The 15,328-nt window shown below is 72.4% G+C and carries 11 protein-coding genes and 8 pseudogenes; 8 read left to right on the top strand and 11 right to left on the bottom strand.

Translation table 11 applies throughout. From position 1 onward, the window contains the following. Nucleotides 1-38: 38 nt before the first annotated feature. Nucleotides 39-2,356 (top strand): annotated as a pseudogene (metE, locus tag ACQ86J_RS29320) (5-methyltetrahydropteroyltriglutamate--homocysteine S-methyltransferase). 176 nt (nucleotides 2,357-2,532) lie between these two features. Here metE and dxs read toward each other — a convergent pair. The 3 pseudogenes from dxs to ACQ86J_RS29305 all read right to left on the bottom strand — a co-directional run. Further along, nucleotides 2,533-4,368: pseudogene (dxs, locus tag ACQ86J_RS29315) on the bottom strand (1-deoxy-D-xylulose-5-phosphate synthase); the annotation flags it as partial. Between the two features lie 53 nt (nucleotides 4,369-4,421). Further along, nucleotides 4,422-5,335, bottom strand: a pseudogene (locus ACQ86J_RS29310) (polyprenyl synthetase family protein). A gap of 13 nt (nucleotides 5,336-5,348) precedes the next feature. After that, nucleotides 5,349-5,581: pseudogene (locus ACQ86J_RS29305) on the bottom strand (exodeoxyribonuclease VII small subunit). A gap of 379 nt (nucleotides 5,582-5,960) precedes the next feature. Between ACQ86J_RS29305 and ACQ86J_RS29300 the strand changes: the two are divergent. The 5 genes and pseudogenes from ACQ86J_RS29300 to ACQ86J_RS29280 form a co-directional block, all read left to right on the top strand. Next, nucleotides 5,961-6,329 (top strand): annotated as a pseudogene (locus ACQ86J_RS29300) (Bug family tripartite tricarboxylate transporter substrate binding protein); the annotation flags it as partial. Between the two features lie 70 nt (nucleotides 6,330-6,399). Next, nucleotides 6,400-6,930: a Bug family tripartite tricarboxylate transporter substrate binding protein gene (locus ACQ86J_RS29295; protein WP_431268288.1), complete on the top strand. Its 531-nt coding sequence runs from the start codon at nucleotides 6,400-6,402 to the stop codon at nucleotides 6,928-6,930. A 652-nt stretch (nucleotides 6,931-7,582) separates the two neighbouring features. Then, nucleotides 7,583-7,753, top strand: a pseudogene (locus tag ACQ86J_RS29290) (MFS transporter); the annotation flags it as partial. A gap of 94 nt (nucleotides 7,754-7,847) precedes the next feature. Then, nucleotides 7,848-8,417: an MFS transporter gene (locus ACQ86J_RS29285; RefSeq protein ID WP_431268287.1), complete on the top strand. Its 570-nt coding sequence runs from the start codon at nucleotides 7,848-7,850 to the stop codon at nucleotides 8,415-8,417. Next, entirely contained in the window at nucleotides 8,348-8,506 is a 159-nt protein-coding gene (locus ACQ86J_RS29280) for a hypothetical protein (RefSeq protein WP_431268286.1), read from the top strand. The genes ACQ86J_RS29285 and ACQ86J_RS29280 overlap by 70 nt, the downstream gene beginning before the upstream one ends. 145 nt (nucleotides 8,507-8,651) lie before the next feature. On the opposite strand, the gene ACQ86J_RS29275 is transcribed toward ACQ86J_RS29280, so the two are convergent. Both ACQ86J_RS29275 and ACQ86J_RS29270 read right to left on the bottom strand, forming a co-directional pair. Then, the gene (locus ACQ86J_RS29275) at nucleotides 8,652-9,032 is read right to left on the bottom strand and encodes an NAD-binding protein (protein ID WP_431268285.1); all 381 of its coding nucleotides are present in this window, start codon (nucleotides 9,030-9,032) and stop codon (nucleotides 8,652-8,654) included. 28 nt (nucleotides 9,033-9,060) lie between these two features. After that, nucleotides 9,061-9,534, bottom strand: a complete 474-nt coding sequence (locus tag ACQ86J_RS29270) for an NAD(P)-binding domain-containing protein (protein ID WP_431268284.1) — start codon at nucleotides 9,532-9,534, stop codon at nucleotides 9,061-9,063. Between the two features lie 104 nt (nucleotides 9,535-9,638). On the opposite strand from ACQ86J_RS29270, the gene maiA reads away from it, so the two are divergent. Continuing rightward, complete coding sequence (maiA, locus tag ACQ86J_RS29265; protein WP_431268283.1) at nucleotides 9,639-10,289, top strand: maleylacetoacetate isomerase; 651 nt, start codon at nucleotides 9,639-9,641, stop codon at nucleotides 10,287-10,289. Nucleotides 10,290-10,303: 14 nt separating this feature from the next. Further along, complete coding sequence (locus ACQ86J_RS29260; RefSeq protein ID WP_431268282.1) at nucleotides 10,304-11,671, top strand: alpha/beta fold hydrolase; 1,368 nt, start codon at nucleotides 10,304-10,306, stop codon at nucleotides 11,669-11,671. Here ACQ86J_RS29260 and ACQ86J_RS29255 read toward each other — a convergent pair. From ACQ86J_RS29255 to ACQ86J_RS29230, 6 genes and pseudogenes are all read right to left on the bottom strand, one after another. Then, nucleotides 11,605-12,369 (bottom strand): hypothetical protein, encoded by a 765-nt coding sequence (locus ACQ86J_RS29255; RefSeq protein WP_431268281.1) that lies wholly within the window; start codon nucleotides 12,367-12,369, stop codon nucleotides 11,605-11,607. The genes ACQ86J_RS29260 and ACQ86J_RS29255 overlap by 67 nt on opposite strands. Beyond that, nucleotides 12,270-13,421, bottom strand: a complete 1,152-nt coding sequence (locus ACQ86J_RS29250) for an FAD-dependent monooxygenase (RefSeq protein WP_431268280.1) — start codon at nucleotides 13,419-13,421, stop codon at nucleotides 12,270-12,272. Before ACQ86J_RS29250 ends, ACQ86J_RS29255 begins: the two co-directional genes overlap by 100 nt. A gap of 349 nt (nucleotides 13,422-13,770) precedes the next feature. Further along, nucleotides 13,771-14,169, bottom strand: a pseudogene (locus ACQ86J_RS29245) (ATP-binding cassette domain-containing protein); the annotation flags it as partial. Next, nucleotides 14,117-14,608: pseudogene (locus ACQ86J_RS29240) on the bottom strand (ABC transporter transmembrane domain-containing protein); the annotation flags it as partial. The pseudogenes ACQ86J_RS29240 and ACQ86J_RS29245, both read right to left, overlap by 53 nt. Then, complete coding sequence (locus ACQ86J_RS29235; RefSeq protein ID WP_431268279.1) at nucleotides 14,494-14,925, bottom strand: ABC transporter transmembrane domain-containing protein; 432 nt, start codon at nucleotides 14,923-14,925, stop codon at nucleotides 14,494-14,496. The pseudogene ACQ86J_RS29240 and the gene ACQ86J_RS29235, both read right to left, overlap by 115 nt. A gap of 25 nt (nucleotides 14,926-14,950) precedes the next feature. Then, entirely contained in the window at nucleotides 14,951-15,259 is a 309-nt protein-coding gene (locus ACQ86J_RS29230) for a hypothetical protein (RefSeq protein WP_431268278.1), read from the bottom strand. Nucleotides 15,260-15,328: the final 69 nt, after the last annotated feature.

Raw genomic sequence — 15,328 nt, 5'->3', positions numbered from 1 at the left:
ACCGCGGCTGGGTGCACCGGGGGCGGAGTGCATGACGCATGACCATCGCCGCCAATCTCGGCTTCCCCGGATCGGGCCCCGCCGCGAGCTCAAGACCGCCCTCGAGGCCTTCTGGGCCGGGCGCGGCACGGAGGACGACCTCCTGCGCAGCGCGGCCGGGCTGCGCGCCGCCAGCCGCCGGCTGCAGCAGGGCGCCGGCATCTCGCACATCCCGTCGGGCGACTTCGCGCTCTATGACCATGTGCTGGACACCGCCTGCGCCTTCGGCGCCATCCGCCGGGCTATGGCTGGTCCGGCGAGGGCCCGGCCTCGCTCGCCACCCGCTTCGCCCTGGCGCGCGGCGCCCGCGGCAGCGCGGCCGAGCAGGCCGCCGGGATCGCACCCGACGCGCCGGCGCTCGAGATGACCAAGTGGTTCGACACCAACTACCACTATCTCGTCCCGCCCATCGCGCCCGGCACGCGCTTCCACCTGGCCGAGAACCCCTGGGCCGAGGCGGTGCGGGAAGGCCTGGCGACGGGCTGCCGCACCCGGCCGGTGCTGCTCGGGCCGGTCTCCTTCCTGTTGCTGGCCAAGCCGGTGGATGGCAGCGACCCGCTGCGCCAGCTGCCGGCCTTGCTGCCGGCCTATGCCGAGCGCGCTGCGCGGCATCGCCGAGGCCGGCGCCTGCTGGGTGCAGCTCGACGAGCCCTGCCTTGCCACCGACCTGCCCGCCGGCGGCGCCGCCGCCTACCGGCTCGCCTATCGCCACCTCGCCGACGCCACGCCGGGGCTTCACCTGCTGATCGCCACCTATTTCGGCGGGCTCGGCGACAATCTCGGCCTGGCCTGCGGGCTGCCGGTGGATGGCCTGCACCTCGACATGGTCCGCGCGCCGGAGCAGCTAACGCCGGCGCTGGCGGCGCTGCGGCCGGAGCAGTGGCTCTCGCTCGGCCTGATCGACGGCCGCAATGTCTGGCGCCGCGACCTGCGCGCCGCCTTCGCCCTGGCGCAGCAGGCGGCGGGGCGGCCGGGTGGCGCAAGGCGGCTGATGATCGCCCCCTCCTGCTCCCTGCTGCACGTACCGCACGGCCTGCGCGGCGAGACCGCGCTGCCGCCGGTGCTGCGCAAGGCGCTCGCCTTCGCCGAGGAGAAGCTGGCCGAGGTGGCGCTGCTGGCCCGGGCGCTGGACGAGGGCGAGGCCGTGGCGCAGGCGGCCTTCGCCGAGAGCGCCGCGGCGTTGGAAGCGCTGCGGGCGGGCGGCGCCGACCCGGTGGTCGCCGCGCGCCTCGCCGCGGCGACACCGGCGATGGAGCGGCGCGCCAGCCCCTATCCCGCGCGGGCGGCGCGGCAGCAGGCGCGGCTCGGCCTACCGCCGCTGCCGGTGACCACCATCGGCTCCCTGCCGCAGACTGCCGAGGTGCGGCAGGCGCGCGCCCGCCTCGCCCGTGGCGAGACCGCCGTCGCCGATTACGAGGCGACGATGCGCCGGCTGATCGCCGAGGCGGTGCGCTGGCAGGAGGAAGCCGGGGTGGACGTGCCGGTGCATGGCGAGTTCGAGCGAAACGACATGGTCAAGTACTTCGCCGAGCAGCTGGCCGGCTATGCCTTCACCCGGCATGGCTGGGTGCAGTCCTATGGCAGTCGCTGCGTCGCACCGCCCATCCTCTGGGGCGACGTCTCCCGCCCCGCGCCGATGACGCTGGACTGGACCAGCTATGCGCAGTCGCTCACCGCGCGCCCGGTGAAGGGCATGCTGACCGGGCCGGTCACCATGCTGCAATGGTCCTTCGTGCGGGAGGACATCCCGCGCGAGACGGCCTGCCGGCAGATCGCCCTGGCGATCCGCGACGAGGTTCTGGCGCTGGAGGCGGCGGGGATCGCCATCATCCAGATCGACGAGCCCGCCTTCCGCGAGGGCCTACCGCTGCGCCGGGCGGCGCATGCGGACTACCTGCGCTGGGCGGTCGGCTGCTTCCGCCTGGCCGCCGCCGGGGTGCGGGACGAGACGCAGATCCATACCCACATGTGCTACGCGGGATTCGGCGACATCATCGCGGCGATCGCCGCGATGGATGCCGATGTCATCTCGATCGAGACGACGCGGAGCCGGATGGAGCTGCTGGCGAGCTTCGAGGGCTTCGCCTATCCGAACGGGATCGGCCCGGGGGTCTGGGACATCCACAGCCCGCGCGTGCCGCCGGCCGAGGAGATGGCGGGGCTGTTCCGCCGCGCGATGCGGCACCTGCCGACGGAGCGGCTCTGGCTGAACCCGGATTGCGGCTGCAAGACGCGGGCCTGGGCGGAAGTGAAGCCGGCCATCGCCAACCTGGTGCAGGCCGCGCGCAGGCTGCGGGCGAAGCTGGTGCAGCCGTAAGAAAGATTGGGGAGGGAAACAGGTATTCCCTCCCCCAGACCCCACCCTTCCCTTTTGTGAGTCTGGCGCTCGCCGCGCGGCGAGCGCCGGACTCGGAGAAATAGAGGAGGGTCCAGGGAGGATACTTCCTCCCTGGCCTTGCTACTGCCCGGGCCGGCGCCGCCGCGGAGGAGGGAGCCCAGCGCCCCGACCGCCATGGCGACGATCTGCGCCGCGTTCAGCCCGGCCTCGTCGTACTGCTTCTTCGGGTTGTCGTGGTCGAGGAAGCGGTCCGGCAGGCACATCGGCCGCACCTTCAGCCCGTGGTCCAGCATCCCGCGCAGCGCCAAGTGCTGCAGCACGAAGCTGCCGAAGCCGCCGACCGAGCCTTCCTCGATGGTGATCAGCACCTCGTGCTCGCGCGCCAGACGCTCGACCAGCTCGGTGTCCAGCGGCTTGGCGAAGCGGGCATCGGCGACGGTGGTGGACAGGCCGCGGGCGCCGAGTCTCCTCGGCCGCCTTCAGGCATTCCTGCAGGCGCGTGCCATAGGACAGGATGGCAACCGAGGTGCGCTTCCTTGATGATCCGCCCGCGGCCGATCTCGAGCGGCATGCCGCGCTTCGGCAGCTCGAGCCCGAGCCTCGCCGCGGGGTGGCGGAAGGCGGAGGGCCGGTCGTCGATGGCGGCCGAGGTCGCCACCATGTGCATCAGCTCGAGCTCGTCGCTGGCCGCCATCAGGACGATGTCCGGCAGGCAGCCGAGATAGGCGATGTCGAAGCTGCCGGCATGGGTCGCGCCATCGGCGCCGACCAGGCCGGCCCGGTCGATGGCGAAGCGCACCGGCAGCTTCTGCAGCACCACGTCATGCACGACCTGGTCGTAGCCGCGCTGCAGGAAGGTCGAGTAGATCGCGCAGAAGGGCTTCATCCCCTCGGTCGCCATGCCGGCGGCGAAGGTCACCGCATGCTGCTCGGCGATGCCGACATCGAAGCTGCGGCGCGGGAATTTCTTGGCGAAGGCATCGAGGCCCGTGCCGGAGGGCATCGCCGCGTTGATCGCCACGATCCGCTCATCGGCCTCGGCCTCGGCGATCAGGGCGTTGGAGAAGACCTTGGTGTAACTCGGCGGGCCGGGCGGGGCCTTCTGCTGCTCGCCGGTGATGACGTTGAACTTGACCACGCCGTGATACTTGTCGGCGCTCGCCTCGGCCGGGGCATAGCCCTTGCCCTTCTGCGTCACGACATGCAGCAGCATGGGGCCCGGCATCTCCGCGTCGCGCAGGTTGCGCAGCACGGGCAGCAGGTGCTCCAGGTCGTGGCCGTCGATCGGCCCGACATAGTAGAAGCCCAGCTCCTCGAACAGCGTCCCGCCGGTCAGCAGGCCGCGGGCATATTCGTCTGCCCGCTTGGCGGCGCGCTCGATCGGCCCGGGGAAGTGCCGCGCCAGCTTCGCCATCATCTCGCGCACCGAGATGAAGGGACGGGAGGAGACGACCTTCGACAGGTAGGCGCTCATCGCCCCGACCGGCGGCGCGATCGACATGTCGTTGTCGTTCAGCACCACGATCAGGCGCGACTTGTTGGCGCCGGCATTGTTCATGGCCTCGATAGGCCATGCCCGCGCTCATCGCGCCGTCGCCGATAACGGCGACGACGTTGCGCGGGTCGCCCTGCAGGTCGCTGGCCACCGCCATGCCGAGCCCGGAGGAGATCGAGGTGCTGGAATGCGCCGCGCCGAAGGGGTCGTATTCGCTCTCGGACCGCCGGGTGAAGCCGGACAGCCCGCCGCCGGTCCGCAGCGTGCGGATGCGGTCGCGCCGCCCGGTCAGGATCTTGTGCGGGTAGGCCTGGTGGCCGACATCCCAGATCAGCCGGTCGCGCGGCGTCTCGAAGACCGCATGGATGGCGACCGTGAGCTCGACCACGCCGAGCGAGGCGCCGAGATGCCCGCCGGTCTGGCTGACCGCATGGATGGTCTCGGCCCGCAGCTCATCCGCCAGCTGCTTGAGCTGGTCGGTCGAGAAATTGCGCATGTCGGCCGGGACGCGAACCCGGTCGAGGAGCGGAGTGGAGGGGGTACGGACATTCAGCTCCTCCGCTCGATCGTGAAATCTGCCAGCATCCGCAAGAGGTCGCCCCTCTCGCCGAAGCCGTCAAGGTGATCCTTGGCCTGGGCGACCAGGCGCTCCGCCTGCAGCCGGGCCCGTTCCAGGCCGAGCAGGCTGACCAGCGTGGCCTTGCCGGCTGCGGCGTCCTTGCCGGTCGCCTTGCCGGTCTCCTCGGCGCTGGCGGTGGCGTCCAGCAGGTCGTCGGCGATCTGGAAGGCGGCGCCGAGGTCGCGGCCATAGGCCAGCAGCGCGTGCCGCTGCGCCGTCGGCGCCTTGCCGAGCACCGCGCCGGCCTCGGCGGAGGATCTCGATCAGCTTGCCGGTCTTCAGCGTCTGCAGCCGGCCGACCGCCATCTCGTCCATCTGGCCGCCGGACTGCTCGGCCAGCATGTCGATCATCTGGCCGCCGCACATGCCGCGGGGACCCGCTGCCTTCGACAGGCAGCGCACAAGCTCGACCCGCACGGCGGGGTCGGGATGCGTCGCCTCCTCGGCCAGCACGGTGAAGGCGTGGGACTGGAGGGCATCGCCGGCGAGGATCGCGGTCGCCCTCGTCCCAGGCCTTGTGCACGGTGGGCTTGCCGCGGCGCAGGTCGTCGTCGTCCATCGCCGGCAGGTCGTCATGCACCAGGGAATAGGCGTGCACCATCTCGATCGCCGCCGCGACCCTGAGCGCCGCCTGGCGGGAGACGCTGAACTGCCGCGCCCCTTCCAGCACCAGGAAGCCGCGCAGCCGCTTGCCGCCACCGATCGCGGCATAGCGCATGGCAGCAAACAGCGGCGCCTCCGGCCCCTCGGCGGCCGGCAGCAGGATGTCGAGGGCCTGGTCGATCTCGGCGGCAGCCTCCGCCATGGCACGCGCCAGGCTGGGCGCGTCGGTCATCGTCGTCATCGCTCAGGAAACCTCATTCGACATCGCGCAAGGCCGGTCCGCCGGGCCCCTCGACGATGGCCTGCACCTTCGCCTCGGCCTCCGCCAGCTTGCGCTCGCAATGCTGCCGAAGGGCGGCGCCACGCTCGTAGTCCGCGATGGCCTGGGCGAGGCTGCCCTTGCCCCCTCCAGCGACCGCACGATCTCCTCCAGCTCCTGCAGCGCGTCCTCGAAGGACATGCCGGCCAGCTCGCGCTGCGCCGTCATCTCTCCCCTGCGGCACCGGGCTGGGCCCGCCCCTCTCCCATACGGGTCTCCTGGCTCGAACGCCCATCATACATCCGGCGGCGCCGGGGCCAAATCCCGGCCGGCACCGCCCCGAGCGGCCGCCGCGCAATCCTCCCCCGCGTGGCCCCAGCGTGACAGTCCAGCGGGGTGAAAAATCGATCCCCCGCAGAGACTTGCGGCGGATTCCGGGGAACCGTTCCGCATCGTGCCGGGGCCACCACCCGGCCCGGCGGCGGCGAGTCGCCAGCGCCCTCCCCAAAGGGGGGTAGGCCGGTTTCGGGACAGCGGGACCGCAGTGCCGCGTTCACCTCGGGGCAGGATCCGCTGTAGCCTCCGCGCAACGAAGCGGAGACCGTCCATGCCAGCCCTACCACGCCGCGCCCTGCTGGGTGCCGCTGCCGCCCTGCCGGCCGCCCGGGGCGCCCATGGCCAGGGCGAGCCCGGCCGGCCGATCCGCATGGTGGTGCCCTTTGCCCCTGGCGGCTCGGCCGATGTCGTCGCCCGGATCACCGCGCTCGGGCTGCAGGAGGCGCTGGGGCAGCCGGTCGTGGTGGAGAGCCGCGGCGGCTCCGGCGGGGTCATCGGCTCCGAGGCCGTGCTGGCCGCGCCGCCGGACGGCAATACCATCGCCTTCCACACCCTGTCCTCGGCGGTGCTGAATGCCGGGCTCTACCGCAACCTGTCCTTCGACGTGCGGCGCGCCTTCGCCCCGGTCGCGCTGGTCGGCACCCTGCCGAACGTGGTCATGGTGAACCCCAGGGTGCCGGCGCGGACGCTGGCGGAGCTTTCTGGCGCTGATGCGGCAGCGGCCGGGGCGGATTACCTACGCCTCCTCCGGCGCCGGGACGATCACTCATCTCTCGGCGCATCTGCTGGCCGGCATGGCAGGGGCGGAGGCGACGCATGTGCCCTATCGCGGCTCCGGCCCCGCCTTCGCCGACCTGCTGGCCGGCACGGTGGACATGATGGTGGACACCATGGCCAGCGTGATACCGCCCATCCGTGCCGGCCAGGTCCGCGCGCTCGCGGTCACCACCGGCACGCGTAGCGCCGCCCTGCCGGAGATTCCGACCGCCGCCGAGGCCGGGCTGCCGGGCTACGAGACGTACAACTGGCACGCCGTCTTTGCCCATGCGGCGACGCCCGCCCCGGCGCTGGCCCGGCTGGAGGCGGCGAGCCTCGCCGCGGTGAAGGCCCAGGCGGCGCGGCTGGAGGCCGCCGGGGTGGAGCCGCGGCCGGAGGCCGGCGCGGCGCTCGGCGCCTTCTGGGACCGGCAACTGGCACTGTGGATCCCCATCATCCGCGCCTCGGGCGCGACGGCGGACTGAATACTGCATTCTTGCGGCCGGCTTCCCTCCCGGCGCAGCATGGACCCAGGGCGGCGGCAGACCGCCCTGAACGACTGGAACCGATCCGCACGGCACGCCGTGCGGCCAAGCGTGAACACGCAAGCCGGGACCAAGGAGGGAACAGGTTCATCGAGCTCGACCGCAATCGGCGGCCGTCCGGCCAAACCGTTAGCCGGCGAATTATTTGCTGGCGATCCACCGCCGCTGACCGCTGGCGGCCCGCTGGAGGCCAGGCACCTCCGCTCCGCCGCCTACCGCAACGCCGCGCAGCAGGAGAAGCTGACCAGCACCCACTGGCACATCGCCTGGGCAAATGGCCTGGGCTGGGGGTTCGATGGCATGGATGGGGCGATCTTCTCGCTCGTCGCGCCGATGGTGATGCAGGAATTCACGGTGTCGCTGCCCGAGTACCGCACCGGCGTGCAGGTCGCCATGCTGGTCGGCATCGTCGGCCTCTATCTCTGGCCCTGGCTGGCCGACAAGTACGGCCGGCGGACGCTGCTGGCGCTCAACATCGCCATGTTCTCGCTGATGATGCCGCTGGTGGCGCTGGCCCCGACCTGGGGCTTCTTCGTCGCCGCCTACGCCAGTGGTGCGCTTCGCGCTGAACGGCGAATGGGCGATCGGCTCGATGCTGGTGGCGGAGACCTGGCCGGCCCGGCTGCGCGCCCGCATCGTCTGCTCGGATCGCGCCGCCTGGGGCGTCGGCGCCGCGCTGGCCGGGACCATCACCGCCATCGTGGTGCAGAACTGGGGATGGCGCGCCGCCTTCGTGCTGCCGGCGGTCGTGGCGCTGCTGGCGGTCTATGTGCGGTTCCTCTGCCCCGAATCACCCTATTGGGTGCGCACCACCGACCGCAGGCGCCGCATCCGGTGCGGACCTCGCCGCCGGCCGGGTGCTGAGCACGGAGGACCGCGCCTGGTTCGACAAGGCCGACAAGGTCGGCGTGCGGCAGCTCTTCCTGCCGGATATGCGGCGCAACACCATCCTCGCCACCTTCGTCGCGGTGACCAACCTGATCGCCTTCTCCACCGTCGGTCTCTGGATGCCGCTCTTCCTGAAGGAGGCGCATGGCTGGTCGGCGGCGGAATACGGCAGCTTCTACGTCGCATGGGGGCTGATCGGCGTGGTCGGCATCGCCGGCGCGGGCTGGATCGCCGATCTGCTCGGGCGGCGGCTCGGCTTCGTGCTGATGCTGGCGCAGGGCGCGCTGTTCCTGACGCTGTGGATCTACGCCGAGGGCCGCACTGAACTGTGGGTCTATGGCCTGCTCTGGAGCATCGGCTTCCTCGGCGTCTGGGGCCGGCGACGACCTACACGGCCGAGATGTACCCGACCCGCATCCGCGGCACCGGCAACGGCTTCTCCTGGGCAATCGGCTTCTTCATCGGCTACGTGCTCTGGCCCTTCGTCTCGGTCTGGATCCGCGAGGCGACCGGCAGCTTCCACCTGGCCTTCCTGCTGATCCCGGTGGTGATGCTGTTCCAGGCGGCGGTGGTGTGGTTCTGGAGCCCGGAGAATGCCGGCAAGGATCTCGACGGCATCCATGTGTGAGGCAGGAAGGCTGGGGAGGAAAAGCATTTCCCTCCCCGAACCCCACCTTTGCATTCCCGTGAGTCCGGCACTCGCCGCGCGGCGAATGCCAGACTCACAGAAATAGATGAGAGGTCCGGGGAGAATACCTTCTCCCCGGTCTTTCCTACTTTGTCTCCAGCCCGGCCATCCGCGCCAGCACGGCATGGATCGCCGCGGTATCCTCCCCGCCAAGCCCGGCGGCGAGCGTCGCCGCATGCAGCGGCAGCACGGCGCTGAACAAGGGTGTCGGGCATTCCAGCGCGGCGGCGAATTCACCGATCACCGCCAGGTCCTTCGACCACATGGCGTTGCGCATGGTCGGCGGCGCGTAGTGCTTCGCCGCCATCATCGGCGCCCGCAACTCGAAGACGCGGGAGGTGCCGACGCCGCTGGCCACAAGCCCGACCACCTGCGCCGGGTCGAGCCCCGCCTTCTCCGCCAGCACCATCGCCTCGGCCGCCGCCAGGTTGTGGATGGCGACCAGCAGGTTGGCGACGAACTTCATCCGCGTGCCGTTGCCGAAGGCGCCGAGGTTAGCGCGCGGCGCGGGCGAAGCCGGCGAAGAAGGGCCCGAGCGCCTCGATCGCCGCGGCCTCGCCGCTGGCATAGACGACGAGGTCGCGCGTGACCGCCTGCGACCCGGTGCCCGACAGCGGGCAGTCCAGCAGGGTGTGGCCGGCGGCGCGCAGCACGCGCCTCCGCCGCCTGCTTGTCCTCCAGCGTGAAGGTGCTGGTCTCGACCACGGTGCGCGGCGCCAGGCCGGCGCCGGCGATCGCCGCGGCGGTGGCGGCCAGCGCCGCCGGCTTCGGCAGGCTGCAGAGCAGCAGCGGCGCCGCCCGCGCCACCGCGGCGGCGTCCTCCGCGATGCCGATCCCCGCCTGGCCAGCGCGGCGCAGCGCGCCGCATCCGTATCGAAGCCGACCACCCGCCAGCCCGCATCCCGCAGGTTCCGCGCCATGGCCCCGCCCATGATGCCGAGACCGATGATGCCCACCACCTGGTCCATGCCGAGATCCCCTCCCCGCTGCGGTCCGACTGTGCCCCGGCCGCGCCGGCTTGGCGATCCCGCCGCCAGGCGCCACCCCTGGCCGGCCATGCGGGAGAAAGTGCATGATGCGGCTCTACGGGAATCGGCGGTCCCTGGCGGCGATGCGGGTGCGGATCGCGCTCGCGCTCAAGGGACTGGCCTATGAGGAAGTGGGCGTCGACATCTTCGGCGGCGAGCAGTTCTCGCCGGAATCCCTGGCGGTCAATCCGCAGGCCGCGGTGCCGGCGCTGGAGGACGGCAGCGGCCCGCCGCTGTTCCAGTCCATGGCGATCCTCGAATGGCTGGAGGAGACGCACCCGGCCCCTGCCCTGCTGCCCGGCGATCTGCGCGGCCGGGCCCGGGTGCGCGCCCTGGCGCTGATCGCCGCGGCGGACAGCCACCCGCTGCTGGTCCCCCGTGTCAGGGCGCGGCTCGGCGCTCAATTCGGCGCCGGGGAGCCGCAGCTCGTCGACTGGTCGCGGCATTTCATGCAGCTTGGCCTGCTGGCCGCGGAGGCGCACCTGGCGCGCGACGCGGTGCCCGGCGCCTGGTGCCACGGCGACGCACCGGGCCTGGCCGATATCGTGCTGTACAGCCTGCGCGCCGGGCACGAGCAGCGCGGCGGCACGCTGGACGGGATGCCGAACCTGGCGCGGGTCTTCGCGCTGTGCGAGGCCGATCCGCGCTTCGCCGCGGCACACCCGCTGCGCCAGCCCCGCGCGCCGAAACCCTGACCGGGGACGCCGAGATGCGCGCTGCGATCCGCGACACCGAGCTCTATTTCGACATCGACGGCCCGGGACTGGTGCCCGACGGCCCGGTGATGCGCGAGCGGCCCGTCGGCTTCGCCATCCATGGCGGGCCGGGCGGCGACCACAGCGGCTTCAAGCCGGGCTACGCGGCGCTGACCCAGGCGATGCAGGTGGTCTATTTCGACCATCGCGGCCAGGGCCGGTCGGCGCGCGGCGACCCGGACCGCTGGACGCTCGACGAGAACGTCGAGGACATGGAGGCGCTGCGCCGGCATCTTGGCTGCGGGCCCATCGTCTCCATCGGCACCAGCTATGGCGGCATGGTCGCCATGGCGCATGCGGCGCGCTACCCGGACGCCGTCTCGCACCTCGTGCTGGTGGTCACCGCCGCGCATGGCGGCTTCATCCCGCGCGCGCAGCAGATCCTGGCGGAGCGCGGCACGCCGGAACAGCAGGCGATCTGCGCCAAGGTCTGGTCGGGCGGCTTCGAGGACGAGGCGGAGCTCAAGCGCTACTACCGCATCATGGGCCCGCTCTACGCAGCCAGGCACGATCCGGCAAAGGCGGAGGACGGGCTGGCGCGGGCGATCCACAGCCCGGAAGCGCTGAACCGCGCTCTTCAAGCCGGACGGCTTCCTCCGCCGCTTCGACCTGCGGCCGGAACTGGCGCGGATCGCAGCGCCGACGCTGATCCTGGCCGGCGCCAGGGACTGGATCTGCCCGCCGGGATTCTCCGCGGAGATCCATGCGCTGATCCCCGGCTCGCGTCTCGTGGTCGTCGAGGAATCGAGCCATTCGATGCGCGTCGATGCGCCGGAGCGGCTGTTCGGCGAGATCATCGCCTTCGTGGCCGGGGGCTGAGCGCCATGGCCACCGAGATCGAGCGGAAATCCCTGGTCGCCGGCGAGGGCTGGCGCAGCGCGGCGCTCGGCCCCGGCCTGCGGCTGCGCCAGGGCTACCTGCCGAATGGCGGGGACGCGGCGACGCCGGTGGTGCGGGTGCGGCTGGCCGGGGCGGACGGCTTCCTCACCATCAAGGGCCCCGGCCTGCTGAGCCGGGCCGAGTTCGAATACCCGATCCCGGCAGCCGAAGCCGAGGCGATGCTGGCGACGCTCTGCGCCCAGCCGGTGCTGGAGAAGACCCGCACCCGCGTGGCGCATGGCGGGCTGGTCTGGGAGGTGGACGTCTTCGCCGGCCACCTCGCCGGGCTGGTGCTGGCCGAGGTCGAGCTGGCCTCGGCCGACCAGCCCTTCGCCCGGCCGGACTGGGCAGGGGCGGAGGTGACGGGCGACAAGCGCTACCAGAACAATGCCCTGGCCCGCGCCTCGGCTATGCCTGGACCAGGCCCAGCTCCGTCGCCTTGACCTGCATCGCCAGGTATTTCCGAGTACATCCGGCACTGCGCGAAGGACCCGCCGGTGAACCAGAGCCCGGGCTGCGGCGTGCGCATCCACATGTTGCGCAGTTCCTGCGCCTCGTCAAAGCCCCAGACCTTGCCGACCCGCGCCGCGACCTCCCCGCCGAACAGCGTGCCGACCAGGTGGTCCTGGCCCTTGTAGCCGGTGGCGAGCACGACCAGCCCGGCCTCCAGCACCCGGCCGTCCTTCATGCGCGGGCCGGCCGGGGTGGATTCCTCGATGTCCTGGTACTGCGCCAGGCCGATGGCGCCGGCGGCGACCAGGTCGGAGCAGCCGACGTTGAAGTAGTAGCCGCCGCCGCGCGTGCGGTACTTCAGCGGCCAACCCGTGCCGTCCTCGCCGAAGTCGAGCCGGAAGCCGACGCGCTCCAGCGCCGACAGCAGCGGCGCGTCGTATTCCCGCGCCTTGTCGGTCAGCAGCCGGTGCGCCCGCTTCATCACCGGCACGGGGAAGGAGGTATTGATCAGGTCGCGGTCGTCGAGCGTCGGGCCGCGGCCGTAATAGACCCCGTCATAGAGCTGCGCGCTCGGCTCGACATTGACGATCAGGGTCGGGCTGCGCTGCACCATGGTGACCTGGGCGCCGTTGCCGTGCAGGTCCTGGGCGATGTCGTGCGCGCTGGTGCCGGTGCCGAAGACCAGCACCGGCTTGCCGCGCGCCAGGCCGCGCCGTCCCTGAAGCCGCTGGAATGCACCACCTGCCCGGCGAAGCGGTCGAGGGTCGGGATCTCCGGGATGTTCGGCGTGCCGCTGACGCTGGTCGCCATGACGATGTGGCGCGGCCGCAGCACGCGTTCGCTGCCGTCGGCCAGCCGCAGCCGCGCGTTCCAGCAGCCCGCGGCCTCGTCCCGGGTCGCGCCCTCGAAGGAGGTCCGCGTCCAGAAGTCGATCTCCATGGCCTCGACGTAGAACTCGATCCAGTTGGCGATCTTGTCCTTCGGGATGTAGTGCGGCCAGGTCTTCGGGAAGGGCAGGTAGGGGAAGTGGTTGCTGTGCACCTGGTTGTGCAGCTTCAGCCCGCGGTAGCGCAGCCGCCAATTGTCGCCGATGCGGGCCATGCGGTCGACGACCAGCGCCTCCACCCCCAGCGCGCCGAGCGCGGCGGCGGCGGTGACGCCGGCATGGCCGCCGCCGACGATCAGCACCGCCGGGTCGCGGTCGGCATAGCGGGCGGAGTCGCGCCGGCGGTCGAGCCAATTAGGGCCCTCGAAGTCGCGCTCGAAGGCCGGCTCCTCCCGGGCGTCGCGGATCGTGGCCTCGTCGTGCCCGGCGATCGACTGCAGCGCGGTCAGCAGCGTCCAGGCCTGCGGCGGGCCAGCGGCGGCATCGGCGCACTGGATGCGCAGCAGCCCGGCGCCCTGCCCCACCGCGGTGCGGAACATCAGGATCGCCTCGATGCAGCGCTCGCCGGCGCGCTCCACCAGCCGCGGCGGGCAGCGGTCGGGGTCGATGGCGAAGTCGGCCGCGCCGGCGGCGACCGCGGCCTGCAGCAGGGCCGGCGCGACCGCGTCCCGCCCGCTGGTGGTGGCGATGGTCCAGCGCAGGCCGATGATGTCGCGCCAGTGCCCGTCCGGGCGGAACAGCGCGCCGAGCCGCGCCGTATCGCGCGCCTCGAGCGCCGCGGCGAAGCGGCCAAGCCAGTCGGCGGTGATCCGGCCGGGGTCTGGTTCCTGCATGGCAAGCGTGTCTGCGGTCATGGGCCTGTTGCTTGTCCTGGACTTGCCGCAGCCTAACGGAGGCGCCGGCGGCCCGGCAAATCAGGCCTCGATGCCGACATTGCAGCGCGGCCAGCCGGCCGTAGAGCCCGCCCTCCCGCACCAGCGCCTCGTGCCGCCCGCTGGCGACGATCCGCCCGGCCTCCATCACCACGATGCGATCCGCCCGCCGCACCGTCGCCAGCCGATGCGCCACCACCAGCGTGGTCCGGCCACGGGAGGCCACCGCCAGCGCCTGCTGCACCGCCTGCTCGCTCTCGGCATCGAGCGCGCTGGTCGCCTCGTCCAGCAGCAGCACCGCGGGGTCGCGCAGGATGGCCCGGGCGATCGCCAGCCGCTGCCTTTGCCCGCCCGACAGCATCACCCCCTTGCTGCCGAGGAAGGTCGAGAAGCCCTGCGGCAGGACGTCGAGGAAGCGGTCGGCCGCCGCGGCGGCCGCCGCCGCGCGCACCTCCGCCTCGCTCGCCCCGGGCCGGCCGAAGCGGATGTTCTCGAAGGCATCGGCGCTGAAGACGATCGGGTCCTGCGGCACCAGGCCGAGCCGCGCCCGCAGGTCGGCCGGGTCGACGCGCCGGATGTCGACGCCGTCCAGCGTCACCCGCCCCGATTGCGGGTCGTAGAAGCGCAGCAGCACATTGCAGCACCGTGGTCTTGCCGGCGCCGGAGGGCCCGACCAGCGCCACCGTCTCCCCCGGCTCCACCACGAGGGAAAAGCCGTCGAGCGCCGCATGTCCGGGCCGCGTCGGGTACTCGAAGCGGACATCCTCGAAGGCGATCCGCCCGCGCGCCGGGCTCGGCAGCAGGGCGGGCGCGGCCGGCGCGGCGATGGCCGGCGGCACCTCCAGCAGGTCGAAGATCCGCTCGGCGGCGCCGGCGGCGCGCTGGATCTCGCCCCAGACCTCGCTCAGCGAGGCGCCGGAGGAGGCCAGCATCACCGCATAGAGCACGAAGGCGGCGAGCTCCCCGCCGGTCATCCGCCCCGCGACCACGTCCCGCCCGCCGACCCAGAGGCTGAAGGTGATGGCGCCGAAGCCGAGCAGGATCACCATCAGGATCAGCAGGGAGCGGCTGTTGATCCGCCGCACCGCGGCGGCGACCGAGCCCTCGACCCGCGCGGCGAAGCGGGCGCGGTCGACCGGCTCATGCGTGAAGGCCTGCACGGTGCGCAGCCCGGCCAGCGTCTCCTCCGCCAGGTCGCCGAGATCGGCGATGCGCTCCTGCGCCGCGCGCAGAGGCGCTTCTCCCGCCGGCCGAACAGCACCAGCGGGGCGACCACGAAGGGCACCACCAGCGCGACGATGCCGGCCAGCTTCGGGCTGGTCACCAGCAGCATGCCGAAGGCGCCGATGCCGGTCAGCACGTTGCGGAGGCCCATCGAGAGGGCGGAGCCGATCAGCGACTGCAGCAGGGTCACGTCGGCGGTCAGGCGGGACAGGATGTCGCCGGTCCGCGCCGTCTCGAACCAGGCCTGCGACAGGCCGAGCACATGGTCGAAGACCTGCCGCCGCAGGTCACCCCGCCACCCGCTCCCCGAGCCAGGAGACCAGCCAGAACCGCGCGCAGGTGGCGCCGGCCAGGGCCGCCACCACGCCGAACAGGACCAGCGCGGTGCGGTCGAGCGCCGCGGCGCTGCCGGCGGCGAAGCCCTCGTCCACCAGGTGCCGCACCCCCTGGCCGAGGCCGAGCACCAGCCCGGCGGCCAGCAGCAGCGCGACGGCCGCCAGCAGAACCCGGCCGCGATAGGGCGCGAGATAGGGCAGCAGCCGGCGGAGCGCGGTGATCCTGGGCGGCGTGTCGTGTCGTTCCGTTGCCGCTGCCACCCCGATGCCCCTGCCCGCTTCGCTGCCACACTGGACCGCAGCCGGGCGGCGCGGCAACCGCCGCCGCAA

Origin of the sequence: Dankookia sp. P2 (assembly GCF_050632255.1) — a bacterium.
Lineage (GTDB): Bacteria > Pseudomonadota > Alphaproteobacteria > Acetobacterales > Acetobacteraceae > Paracraurococcus.
Note: the sequence above shows the minus strand (reverse complement) of the source record. Positions and strands in the feature narration are given on the sequence as shown.

Coding starts and splice junctions, on each gene's coding strand:
- ACQ86J_RS29295 (WP_431268288.1), top strand. CDS start 6,400: ATGCGGCAGCGGCCGGGGCGGATTACCTACGCCTCCTCCGGCGCCGGG.
- ACQ86J_RS29260 (WP_431268282.1), top strand. CDS start 10,304: ATGCGCGCTGCGATCCGCGACACCGAGCTCTATTTCGACATCGACGGC.
- ACQ86J_RS29275 (WP_431268285.1), bottom strand. CDS start 9,032: ATGAAGTTCGTCGCCAACCTGCTGGTCGCCATCCACAACCTGGCGGCG.
- ACQ86J_RS29250 (WP_431268280.1), bottom strand. CDS start 13,421: ATGACCGCAGACACGCTTGCCATGCAGGAACCAGACCCCGGCCGGATC.
- ACQ86J_RS29270 (WP_431268284.1), bottom strand. CDS start 9,534: ATGGACCAGGTGGTGGGCATCATCGGTCTCGGCATCATGGGCGGGGCC.
- maiA (WP_431268283.1), top strand. CDS start 9,639: ATGATGCGGCTCTACGGGAATCGGCGGTCCCTGGCGGCGATGCGGGTG.